Below are 10,883 nucleotides of genomic sequence, written 5' to 3' on the forward strand. Positions count from 1 at the left end.
ATCGACGAGTGCCCACACAGATTGATTGGTCTATATTGTTAAAGAGCGATTCTTCCAAACGTTCTCCGTTCGAAGAGGCGGTCATTCTAGCGGGATAAATCTTGGTGTCAAACACTTTTTTTCAGATTTATCTGCCTTTCTTATAACCTTGTCAACGTGGCTCAAATTCCGTAGAAGCCTTGCCTGTCAACGAGAGCGCATTATAGAGATCCAGTTCACATCCGCAAGTCTTTTTTTACAAAAAATGCAAAAATACCGGTTAATCGCTGAATAATCCTTCAACAGCTTATTTATACCCATTTACTCAAAGATAAATCACAAGTTATCCACAGAATTATCCTTTTGAGATATTCATGAGAGATAAAAAAAGCTGCAATCGCAGCTTTTTCATTCAGTGAAGATTAAATACCAGAACCATCGGCTTCGCCATTATCTTCATGAAGACCGCACTCTCTTTTCAAGCCAAAGAAGCGTGTCTCTTCTTCTGACATGCCCGGTTCCCATTTTCGAGTTGTGTGCACATCACCGACGGAGAGATAACCTTCATCCCATAGCGGATGATAAGGCAGATCATATTCTTTCAAATAATAATGAACATCTTTATTTGTCCAGTCGATGACGGGCAAGAATTTAAATACACCGTTCTGGACTGCAAGCACCGGCAGATTGGCACGAGATTTCGACTGCTCGCGACGTAATCCGGAGAACCAAGTTCCAACTTCTAGATCTCTCAGTGCTCTTCTCATCGGCTCCACTTTATTGAGTCGATTATACTTCTCAATCCCTTCAACATCCTGTTCCCATAATTTCCCGTAACGGGCTTCCTGCCATGCAGGCGTATGCTCCGCACGATAGATTTTCAGGTTCAGGTTCAGTCTTTCCGTCAACAAGTCAATAAACTGGTATGTTTCGGGAAACATATATCCCGTATCAGTCAGGATAATCGGAACATCATTTTTAACTTGAGAAACCATATGTAACATCAATGCAGCTTGAATCCCGAAGCTAGAAGAGACTGCAAATGTTCCTTGTAAGTTCTCAAACGCCCAAACGATCCGTTCCTGCGCCGACAAACTTTCCAGATACCCGTTCAATTCGGCCAAGTGGAGCGACTGCTCCACTTTGGTCATGTTGAGTAACTCAGAAAGTTGTGGCCGATATAGCACACTATCAGGCATAAAAATCCCTCTTTGAGACAACGACTTCTTCAATGATTCCGCTGCGAATCACAAAATCACCGAAATATTCGCCGTCATTACGCTCTATCGCCCAACGCCCTACCAGTTGGTCGATCTCCGCTAATATTTGTTGTTCAGTAATATTTTCTTTATACATTTTCGGGATTCGAGTCCCGGCCCGATTTCCACCGAGATGCAAGTTATAGCGTCCCGGGGCTTTACCGACGAGCCCGATTTCAGCGAGCATGGCGCGACCGCATCCATTCGGACAGCCGGTTACCCGTAAAATAATGTTCTCATCTTTTCCTAACTGATGTTTTTCCAGAATACCTTCAACATCAGTTACAAATTCAGGTAAGAAACGTTCAGCTTCAGCCATCGCGAGCGGACAAGTCGGAAATGATACACACGCCATTGAGTTCTTGCGCTGCTCACTCACACTGTCGTCCATCAGACCATGTGCTCTGGCGATCAATTCAATCTGCTCTTTTTGCTCAGCTGTCACACCAGCGATGATTAGGTTTTGATTGGCCGTCATCCTGAAGTCTCCCTGATGGATTTTCGCAATCTCAGCGACGCCCGTCTTTAATGGCTTACCCGGATAATCCAGTAACCGACCATTTTCAATAAAGAGAGTCAGATGGAACTTGCCATCAATTCCTTCAACCCATCCGATGCGATCACCACGACTGGTGAACTCATAAGGTCGACTTTCTGCAAAATTGACGCCGGCCCTTTTTTCAACTTCAGCCTTAAATACATCGATACCAACACGATCGAGTGTGTACTTGGTCTTCGCATTTTTACGATTAGAACGATTGCCCCAATCTCTCTGTGTCGAAACAACTGCGGCTGCGACATCCAGTGTTTTTTCCAGCGGAATGAACCCAAAATCATCTGCACGACGAGGGTAGGTTGATGTATCACCATGCGTCATCGCTAAACCACCGCCCACCAGCACATTGAACCCAATTAACTTGCCAGCTTCAGCAATCACCACAAAATTTAAATCATTGGCATGCACATCAATGTCATTATGAGGCGGAATGACAACGGTTGTTTTAAACTTCCTAGGCAGATAGTTACTGCCCAGAATCGGCTCTTCGTCCGTCGTTTCCAGTTTTTCGCCATCAAGCCAGATTTCAGCATAAGCCCGTGTTTTCGGCAGTAAATGCTCACTGATCTTCTTCGCCCACTCATAGGCTTCCTGATGAAGTTCAGATTCAACCGGGTTCGATGTACACAGTACATTACGGTTCACGTCACCGGCAGTGGCAATCGAATCAATTCCGATTTGATTGAGCATTTGATGCATCATTTTAATTTGAGGCTTCAGTACGCCATGAAATTGAAAGGTTTGCCGGGTCGTCAGACGGATACTGCCATACATGGTATGTTCCGTAGCAAATTGATCGATAGCAAGCCATTGCTGTGGCTGAATAATCCCACCAGGCATTCGTGCACGAAGCATCACATTATGTAACGGCTCAAGCTTCTGTTTAGTTCGCTCAGCCCGAATGTCACGATCATCTTGCTGATACATACCGTGAAAACGAATCAACTGGAAGTTATCCGCTGTAAATCCGCCAGTTAACGGATCCTGAAGATCTTGTGTGATCGTACCACGTAAGAAATTACTCTCTCTTTTCAGGCGCTCGTTATCAGACAATGGCCCCAACACTTGCCCTAATACTTCTTGGTCTTTGCTTTCTTGATTTGCACTCATTAGTAGACATCCCTTTGATAACGCTTCGCTTTACGGAGTTCATTGACGTATTCTTCAGCTTGTTCCCGACCAAAGCCACCTTGCTGTTCGGCAATGGTAATCAAAGCTTCATGAACATCTTTCGCCATATGGGTTGCATCACCGCAAACGTAGAGATAAGCGCCATTTTGGAGCCAATCCCAGACCTGCCCAGCTTTTTCCAGCAGACGGTGCTGAACATAAACTTTTTCTGCCTGATCGCGGCTAAAAGCAACATCCATCTGAGTTAAAGCCCCCGATTTCAGATATTTCTGCCATTCGACCTGATAGAGAAAATCTTGTGTGAATGTCCGGTCACCGAAGAACAACCAACTCTGACCAGAAGCGCCACGGTTATCTCTTTCCTGAATAAAACTTCTGAATGGCGCAATACCCGTTCCAGGCCCTACCATGATAATCGCAGTATCATCATCATGAGGAAGTTTGAAGTTATTATTATGCTCAATGAAAACTTTGACGTTTTCGCCTTCTTCAAGACGATGCGTCAAAAATCCGGAGGCTCCTCCCTGACGGGCTTCGCCATTTTGATCATATTCAACCACCCCGACCGTCAGATGAACTTCTTCATCGACTTCACTTTGACTGGATGCAATCGAATAAAGACGAGGGGTCAAGCGGCGTAATAGTCCCACCAACTCATCTGCCGATAACTGCACAGCGGCTTGTTTTAACACATCAATAATCTGTGTATGAGCTGAATACTCACGCAACTTATCTTTGTCTTCGACAAGTTCTTTCAAGAATGCCAATTCAGACAATTCAGACAACCGAGTAATAAACTGAGGATTAGAGGAAGTGATTTCAAACTGATGAATTAAAGCACTGTGAATCGAAATACTTTCACCATCAACCTCAACACTCTCCACACCAGATAATCCGACACAACTCAAAATCTGACTGGATAACTCCGCATCGTTTTCATACCAAACCCCTAACGCATCGCCCGGTTGATAAGTGATCCCTGAACCTTCAAGATCAATTTCGATATGGCGGACATCTTTGCCTGAATCGCGTCCGGTAATTTTCTGATTGGTCAGCAGCGTCGCGGTGTATGGTTTCAGCTTAGTAAATTCGGCAGAAGCACTTGCCGCGGGTTGAATCGGTAACGGCACCACCTCGCCTTGCCCTTCCGACATCGATTCTTTGAGAATCCCCAACGCTTTTTGACGCCACTCGGCAGCCGGAGCGTCATAGTCCACATCGCAGTCCACTCGTTCCAAAAACGGTTTAGCGCCCAATTTAGAGAGGAAAGCGTCAAAATCTTTACCCGTCTGACAAAAGAACTCATAGCTTGAATCGCCCAGACCAATCACGCCATATTGCAGATTCGGTAGTTTCGGTGCTTTTTTGGACTGCAAAAACTCATGTAGCTCAAGGGCATTATCGGGCGCTTCACCTTCACCATTCGTTGAAGCCACGATGACAACATGTGTTTCCTTGGCCAGATCTTTACCTTTGTAGTCACTGGCATCAAAAATCTGTACCGGAAGCCCCTGTGCTTGCGCCTCATGCTCCAGCGCTTCTGCGACCCCTTTCGCGTTTCCGGTTTGCGAAGCATAAATAATGGTGAGTTTATCAGCCGGTTTTGCTGCCGCGAGCGGAGACATCGTCACTGCACCGGAAACCTCACCAGCCGAAGATTGACTCAAGCCCCAGAAATATCCGCTTACCCAAGCTAATTGTTGCGGCGACAATTGTGAAACAGTATGTTGCAACTGACTGAGTTGCGTATCGTTGAGTGGGCTAGAAAATAATCCACTGTTATTAGAAATATTGTTATTTGCTGAAGACATCGTCACGACTTCCCTATTCATTGCATGACGATAGAGTAACCAAGCTCACTAATAACAAGAAAGAATAGATGAGAATGTTTTATAACTTTTGGGAGTAAGAAAGGCTACAACTCTAGAGATTCGATCCTGACATGTTTAAAACCGACATCCATTGCTGACTTAGAAGCCATATCTAAATTGGTGTAATGGCACTCTTCACCATCTTCATCGGTTAACAGAATAAAAGGTCCATCGGCGTGTCTGAATTCGACAATCCACATCCCATTGTCAGAAAAAGGCTCGACAATCGCTTCCACCAGAAGGTTTTCCCGATACAGGGCTCTCAGTTCTTCAAGCGTCATCTCTTGTTCCTCCATGTTGATCGCCAACACGCTCATTTCATCATGGAAGATGATGGTTGAAAAGTTAAGCTTTTCCCGACAATTATATAAAAATAAAATATTAAAACAGATATTAATAACTAAATGAAATATTAATGTGCAAACTTCTTCAATAACCAAATGCCAAGCATAATCACGAGTAACCAAGGCAGCATCTTAATAAACATGGCGAACATGCCAAACGCCAAAATAAACAAGAATGACACGCCAATCGACAACATGACACCAAACAGTGTCACCCCCGTAAAAAACAACACCCCAGCAAAGATCAACAAATACAGCACTTCAACCATCATAGTTTTCCTTTATTTTTCCAGCTTTATTTTCTATGAGTAAGCAGAAATCAGGCCAACTCCACACAGCCTGAACTCACTGATTTTCCGAGCCTCAGAGTAACTCTATGCCAAATCGCTGACTGACAATTGGTCAATCTGACGAATCTCAGGTCAAATTTACACATTTAAAGATTCAGGGATTTTCAATAGTGCTGTTTGAATCACTTCGATTCCTGCGCCTTTCTTATGCGCATTCTCACTAATATAACGACGCCATTGTCGGGCACCGGGCATATTCTGAAACAGTCCGATCATGTGACGAGAGATGTGTCCGAGATAAGCGCCTTGCGATAATTGCGATTCAATATATGGATACATCTCTTCGACAACCTGAGAACGCTTCTTCACCGGCGTTTCCAAGCCAAAAATCTGTTGATCCACTTCTGCCAGCAGATATGGGTTCTGATATGCTTCGCGACCGATCATCACCCCATCAAGTTGTTCAAGATGAGCTTTAGTTTCTTCGAGGCTTTTGATGCCTCCATTAACAGCAATCTGTAAATGGGGGAAATCTCGTTTCAGCTGATAGGCTCTGGGATAATCTAACGGTGGAATTTCCCGGTTCTCTTTTGGGCTCAGACCATTCAACCATGCTTTACGTGCATGAATCGTAAATTGTTCGCAGCCACCTTGTTCAGCAACAATTGTGACGAAATCGGTCAGAAACTGATAAGAATCCTGCTCATCAATGCCGATTCTTGTTTTCACGGTCACCGGGATATTGACTTCTGCTTTCATCGCAGCCACGCACTCAGCAACCAACTGAGGCTCAGCCATCAAACATGCCCCAAACCGGCCATTCTGGACGCGATCTGACGGACAACCGACGTTGAGATTAATCTCATCATAGCCACGTTCAGCAGCCAATTTTGCACAAGTCGCCAGATCCTGTGGATTCGAACCACCCAATTGTAAAGCAACCGGATGCTCCTCATGGTTATAAGCCAGAAAATCGCCTTTCCCATGAATAATCGCCCCTGTCGTCACCATCTCGGTATACAACAGCGCCTGCGAAGTCAGCAACCGATGGAAGTAGCGGCAGTGACGGTCAGTCCAATCAAGCATGGGGGCAATGGAAAAACGATTAGCTTTGTAATCACTTGTAGGATCAAGTATAGGCATTGATAAACCTCAGTTTTTATACATCACAAATTACCGTCAATTTCCTAGAATTTAGCCCAATTCCTTCATATAGTACCCCTATAAGTACCCCTTTTGGAGTTGGACAACATGGCTAGCTACAGCATAGAAACCCGCAAACTAAAAAGCGGTGAATTAAGATTCAAAACAACGGTAATCGTTAAAAAGAATTCCCAGATTATACACCGAAAATCGAAGACTTTTAAAAAGAAAGCGCTCGCAAAGTCATTTGGTATTAAAAGAGTCTCTGAATTAGAAGCCGAAGGGGTACTAGGCATTAAAAAAACGGTACCCCTAGGGATACTGATTGATATGTTTATGGATGACCGCGACCTATGGGATAACACCGGCCGAACCAAACAGTATGTAATCAAAATGCTGAGGGATTGCGATATTGCCAATATCGAGAGTAACCAACTCCAAACCAGTGACCTTATAGAGCACTGTCGCAACCGCAAAGGAGCAGGAGCCAAACCCCAAACGATTTATCACGATATTGCTTATTTTCGATCGGTAATGAGAAAGGCAAAACCAGTTTTCAACATAGACGCCAACTATGCCATTTTTGAAGAAGCCGTACCGGTACTGATCGATATGGGGCTTGTTGGTAAAAGTGATAAGCGAACACGCCGCCCGACCACTAACGAGCTAGACCGACTCAAAGACGGACTAAAAGAACGGCAAGATTTTAGGCCGAACGGGAAAACCAGAATACCTTTTCTCGATATACTCGATTTCAGCATACTAACCTGTATGCGAATTGGTGAAGTCTGCAAACTACGTTGGGAAGATATCAACAAGGAACACAAAACCGTTTTAGTTCGCGATAGAAAAGACCCACGTAAAAAAGCCGGTAATCATATGATTGTTCCACTTCTGGCTGAATCATTCGATATAGCTATGAGACAACCAAGAGCTACACCGCTGATTTTTCCTTACAATCCACGTAGTGTAACGGCTGGCTTTCAGCGAGTAAGGAACCAGTTGGGTATTGAAGATTTACGCTATCACGATTTGAGGCGTGAGGGAGCTAGTCGACTTTTTGAGAAAGGCTATTCAATTGAGGAAGTTGCACAGGTTACAGGACACAGAAATTTGAATATACTGTGGCAAGTTTATACGCAACTTTTCCCACATAAATTACATAATAAGCTTATAAGTCCCCAGTAATTGAAAGTATTATTCATCCCAACAGATTGAGGCTAGACCATGACAAATGAGGTAATTCTTGCTATTCCTGAAGAAGCAGAAACTGAATATTATAAAGTTCCTATCAAAAAGAAAGATTTTGGCGACTTTATTACAAACTTATTAGGACAACCCGAAACCATAGAACAATCTAAAACTGGCGCGTTCGAAGTTAATTTAGAATGGCTTCAAAATCTTCATCACGTTTTAGATCAAAGAATAAAACAGCAAGCTAATGCTCCATTAGTAGATTTTTCCGTTGAATTCAGGTATCGAGACGCCCCTCATAGAAAGTTAAATGACCTAGATAGCTTTTTGCATTTTCATGAAACCAAGAAAGTAACAACGAAAAGTCTCCGCATCATATGGACATATTTGATTCAATTTCCAAATAAGCCAACCCCAGAAAAACAGGAGATAACTTTAACTATCTTTTCAGATAGCACTAGATTCTTGAAAGTAGGTAATGCTGTCATGAGAAAAGAAACTAGCAATCATGATGGATTAATCAACTTCAAAATTGCTCATACTGAAAGAACTTGGGGAGATGATATTCAGGCTATACTCGAAAAAGAAGTAAGTTCTGTTTTTATCGAAAAAAGTACCATTTCTAGTTTCTTTGAAAAAGCTATTCCGCTTATTGCTCTATTTATATTTTTTTCTGGAATCATCATACCAGATTATATAAAAAGCAAAATCGTAGAAAGCGACTATCTAAAGTTAGTAACATCGACTGGGATAGATATGGATAAACTACAATCCTTTGATATTGATAAAAAAATTGACTTATTAATAGAGCTTGGCAATCCTTTTCATTCCTTTTCAACTCAATATGCTTGGTATCAAGGTGTGGCCTTCACCGCTGCAGCTTTAATAGCAATTTACACACTATTTGCTTTTGAATTTGATAAACCAGCATTTATAAGCATAACAGCCGAGGATCAGCGCAGAACTGAGAAACGAAAGAAAAAGGACAAATGGTACGCTCTAAAAAAAGGAAGCGGATATATTCTAGCTATTTTGGCTGGCGTAGCGGGTAACTATATTTACTATATATTAAACGTCACTTAAAGACTCAAATACTGAGCGAGTATCACACTCGCTCTTTTTCTAAGCTATCAATCCGCCGATCATGTTGGTCTAAAATCCGCTTAATCCAACCAATATCCGTCCTAATAGTAATCACAGTGGCAATACTTGAAGCAACACTAGTAACCGCCGCAACGATAAGAGCATCCATCAGAGCACCTCTTCATCTGGTTTCGGCCAGTTCGCAACCTTGTAAGCATTCATTTGTGATTCATTGAGATCACCCACACCACAGATTAAAAACTCTGTTCTATCAAGGTTTGATGGAGCAAATGGGTAGCAATCTTCATAATTATTTTTGTAATTTAGATAGTTAACAAACTTATATTTTAAATCACGCATTCATCCCCCTAGTAAAACTTGACTCTTGGAAATTGTAGCCAGTCGCAATCATACCGTTAACTGAATCTATAAACGTTTCGGTATATGGCACGTTAAACGTCCACTTTAAGTCGACACCAGATAACTGAGAATAAAACTCCATGTTTAAAATGTAGCCTGAAAAATTTGGCACTGATGTACTAGTCCCCCAACGAGCACCTATCGAATTGATCACTGGCTCAGCTGTAGCTGCTCCGGCGGTTCTGTCGTTCTTATCGCCGTTCAAATACGAAAACAACACATCATTTTTTCTCTCCAATATAAAATCAACCACTCGCCCAGATACAATCTCGTTCCAAACATCTGCCCCAAGAGTTAAAAATATATTTTGTACATATAACCCACCAACCCAGAAACACGCACGCCCATCACCGCCATTCTGATCAGCGAAAAGATACCCACCTTCTGATCAGCTAAGAAATGCAAACTTCATTCTAACCCGCCAATCACCTGTAAGTTTAATTTCTGGAATAGTTACATGGGAGTTTCCGTCAAAATACAGATACCATCGAGCTGAACTTACAACGTCAGCGACAATCATTTGATTAAGAATCGGATTTAAACTCGGCATATCATGCCGTCTTTTCAGTAACGCTGATTGTTGCGCCGTTGGCCGTAGTAGCAATCGCATAGACATATTCAGTCGTAGTATCACCCACCAAGCCAGAAAATAACTTATCCTAATTAATGCGAGTTAATGCCATATGCGGAGCATCTACGGCAGGCAGTGCCGCAGCTTGAACATATTTCACTGCATCACCAGCTAAATGGTTGACTCTTGCCAGTTCTGCGCCAGTCGTAATCTGAATGTAAGCCGTGTTATCGAGAACGTGTTGAACTGTCGCCATGATTACTTATCCTTAAACTCGTTTCGCATTACTTCATACGAGCCGATAAGAATGGAGGCGACGGAAAAGCGGTTAGGTATGTATTTACTAGTATTTTCAGGTTTTATCATGGTTCTCATAAAATCAAGGTGCTGTTTAAATATACAGTAATTTACTAAAATCGCGCCCAATTCCTTTTATCAGTACGTATATAGTACGCATCAAAAGAGTAGGACAATGGCATCATTTAGCATCAAAAAACGTAAGCTGAAAAGCGGAGAAGTTCGCTTTACTGCTGACATTATCGTAAAAAAGAATTCCGCGATTATACACAGAGAATCCAAAACATTCAGAAAAAGAGAGCTAGCCCGCACTTATGGACGCAAACGAGTTGATGAGTTAGAAGACCCAACTCCCCAAATTCAAAAATCCGTACCACTATCCGTACTAATCGATATGTACATGAATGATCGAGATTTATGGGATAAAACAGGGCGCACAAAACAATATGTAATTCGTATGCTGAGAGATTGCGACATTGCCCGACTCGAAAGTAATCAGCTAAAAACAAGTGACTTAATCGATCACTGTCGTAACAGGAAAGCAGCAGGAGCCAAACCAGCTACAATTTACCACGATATTGCATACCTACGTTCAGTGATGAAAAAGGCTAAATAGCTGTTCCTAAATGTAGATCACTGGCAGATAAAAATTGAAGGGAACTCGGTAGCGTTTGTGCGATCTGATCTGTCGCCAAACACACAAAACTCACAAAACTCACAAAACATTACCGAGTGCCATGATTTT

Annotated in this window: 11 protein-coding genes and 1 pseudogene; 3 read left to right on the forward strand and 9 right to left on the reverse strand. The window is 42.6% G+C overall.

Translation table 11 applies throughout. From position 1 onward, the window contains the following. Window positions 1-401: 401 nt before the first annotated feature. The 6 genes from VRK_RS17515 to dusA all read right to left on the reverse strand — a co-directional run bounded on the left by VRK_RS17515 (window position 402) and on the right by dusA (window position 6,573). The gene (locus tag VRK_RS17515) at window positions 402-1,178 is read right to left on the reverse strand and encodes a phosphoadenylyl-sulfate reductase (protein ID WP_059122825.1); all 777 of its coding nucleotides are present in this window, start codon (window positions 1,176-1,178) and stop codon (window positions 402-404) included. Next, window positions 1,171-2,904, reverse strand: a complete 1,734-nt coding sequence (gene cysI, locus VRK_RS17520) for an assimilatory sulfite reductase (NADPH) hemoprotein subunit (RefSeq protein ID WP_059122826.1) — start codon at window positions 2,902-2,904, stop codon at window positions 1,171-1,173. Before cysI ends, VRK_RS17515 begins: the two co-directional genes overlap by 8 nt. Next, a complete protein-coding gene (locus VRK_RS17525) occupies window positions 2,904-4,757 on the reverse strand; it encodes an assimilatory sulfite reductase (NADPH) flavoprotein subunit (protein ID WP_157371992.1) in 1,854 nt (617 codons plus the stop codon). The genes cysI and VRK_RS17525 overlap by 1 nt, the downstream gene beginning before the upstream one ends. Before the next feature lie 83 nt (window positions 4,758-4,840). After that, window positions 4,841-5,077: a hypothetical protein gene (locus tag VRK_RS17530; protein WP_059123215.1), complete on the reverse strand. Its 237-nt coding sequence runs from the start codon at window positions 5,075-5,077 to the stop codon at window positions 4,841-4,843. 131 nt (window positions 5,078-5,208) lie between these two features. Continuing rightward, window positions 5,209-5,412 carry an envelope stress response protein PspG gene (locus VRK_RS17535; RefSeq protein ID WP_157371993.1) on the reverse strand — a complete coding sequence of 68 codons (204 nt, stop codon included), beginning with the start codon at window positions 5,410-5,412 and terminating at the stop codon, window positions 5,209-5,211. A 156-nt stretch (window positions 5,413-5,568) separates the two neighbouring features. Further along, window positions 5,569-6,573, reverse strand: a complete 1,005-nt coding sequence (gene dusA / locus VRK_RS17540; RefSeq protein ID WP_059122829.1) for a tRNA dihydrouridine(20/20a) synthase DusA — start codon at window positions 6,571-6,573, stop codon at window positions 5,569-5,571. 108 nt (window positions 6,574-6,681) lie between these two features. Between dusA and VRK_RS17545 the strand changes: the two genes are divergently transcribed. Together VRK_RS17545 and VRK_RS17550 are read left to right on the forward strand one after the other, a co-directional pair. Continuing rightward, entirely contained in the window at window positions 6,682-7,761 is a 1,080-nt protein-coding gene (locus tag VRK_RS17545) for a site-specific integrase (RefSeq protein ID WP_059122830.1), read from the forward strand. Between the two features lie 39 nt (window positions 7,762-7,800). After that, window positions 7,801-8,850, forward strand: coding sequence for a hypothetical protein (locus tag VRK_RS17550; RefSeq protein WP_059122831.1), 1,050 nt, complete (start codon window positions 7,801-7,803; stop codon window positions 8,848-8,850). A gap of 22 nt (window positions 8,851-8,872) precedes the next feature. Here VRK_RS17550 and VRK_RS21095 read toward each other — a convergent pair whose 3' ends face one another. From VRK_RS21095 to VRK_RS21100, 3 genes are all read right to left on the reverse strand, one after another. Further along, window positions 8,873-9,019, reverse strand: coding sequence for a hypothetical protein (locus VRK_RS21095; protein ID WP_157371994.1), 147 nt, complete (start codon window positions 9,017-9,019; stop codon window positions 8,873-8,875). Continuing rightward, window positions 9,019-9,210 (reverse strand): hypothetical protein, encoded by a 192-nt coding sequence (locus VRK_RS17555; protein WP_059122832.1) that lies wholly within the window; start codon window positions 9,208-9,210, stop codon window positions 9,019-9,021. Before VRK_RS17555 ends, VRK_RS21095 begins: the two co-directional genes overlap by 1 nt. A gap of 719 nt (window positions 9,211-9,929) precedes the next feature. Further along, complete coding sequence (locus VRK_RS21100) at window positions 9,930-10,097, reverse strand: hypothetical protein (protein ID WP_157371995.1); 168 nt, start codon at window positions 10,095-10,097, stop codon at window positions 9,930-9,932. A 216-nt stretch (window positions 10,098-10,313) separates the two neighbouring features. On the opposite strand from VRK_RS21100, the pseudogene VRK_RS17570 reads away from it, so the two are divergent. Further along, window positions 10,314-10,751 (forward strand): annotated as a pseudogene (locus tag VRK_RS17570) (site-specific integrase); the annotation flags it as partial. Window positions 10,752-10,883: the final 132 nt, after the last annotated feature.

Source organism: Vibrio sp. MEBiC08052, assembly GCF_001506075.1.
GTDB lineage: Bacteria > Pseudomonadota > Gammaproteobacteria > Enterobacterales > Vibrionaceae > Vibrio.

Excerpts from the sequence above, each read along its gene's own strand:
- VRK_RS17555 (WP_059122832.1), bottom strand. The coding sequence starts at position 9,210 with ATGCGTGATTTAAAATATAAGTTTGTTAACTATCTAAATTACAAAAAT.
- dusA (WP_059122829.1), bottom strand. The coding sequence starts at position 6,573 with ATGCCTATACTTGATCCTACAAGTGATTACAAAGCTAATCGTTTTTCC.
- VRK_RS17545 (WP_059122830.1), top strand. The coding sequence starts at position 6,682 with ATGGCTAGCTACAGCATAGAAACCCGCAAACTAAAAAGCGGTGAATTA.
- VRK_RS17525 (WP_157371992.1), bottom strand. The coding sequence starts at position 4,757 with ATGAATAGGGAAGTCGTGACGATGTCTTCAGCAAATAACAATATTTCT.
- VRK_RS21100 (WP_157371995.1), bottom strand. The coding sequence starts at position 10,097 with ATGGCGACAGTTCAACACGTTCTCGATAACACGGCTTACATTCAGATT.
- VRK_RS17535 (WP_157371993.1), bottom strand. The coding sequence starts at position 5,412 with ATGATGGTTGAAGTGCTGTATTTGTTGATCTTTGCTGGGGTGTTGTTT.
- VRK_RS17550 (WP_059122831.1), top strand. The coding sequence starts at position 7,801 with ATGACAAATGAGGTAATTCTTGCTATTCCTGAAGAAGCAGAAACTGAA.
- cysI (WP_059122826.1), bottom strand. The coding sequence starts at position 2,904 with ATGAGTGCAAATCAAGAAAGCAAAGACCAAGAAGTATTAGGGCAAGTG.
- VRK_RS21095 (WP_157371994.1), bottom strand. The coding sequence starts at position 9,019 with ATGGATGCTCTTATCGTTGCGGCGGTTACTAGTGTTGCTTCAAGTATT.
- VRK_RS17515 (WP_059122825.1), bottom strand. The coding sequence starts at position 1,178 with ATGCCTGATAGTGTGCTATATCGGCCACAACTTTCTGAGTTACTCAAC.
- VRK_RS17530 (WP_059123215.1), bottom strand. The coding sequence starts at position 5,077 with ATGACGCTTGAAGAACTGAGAGCCCTGTATCGGGAAAACCTTCTGGTG.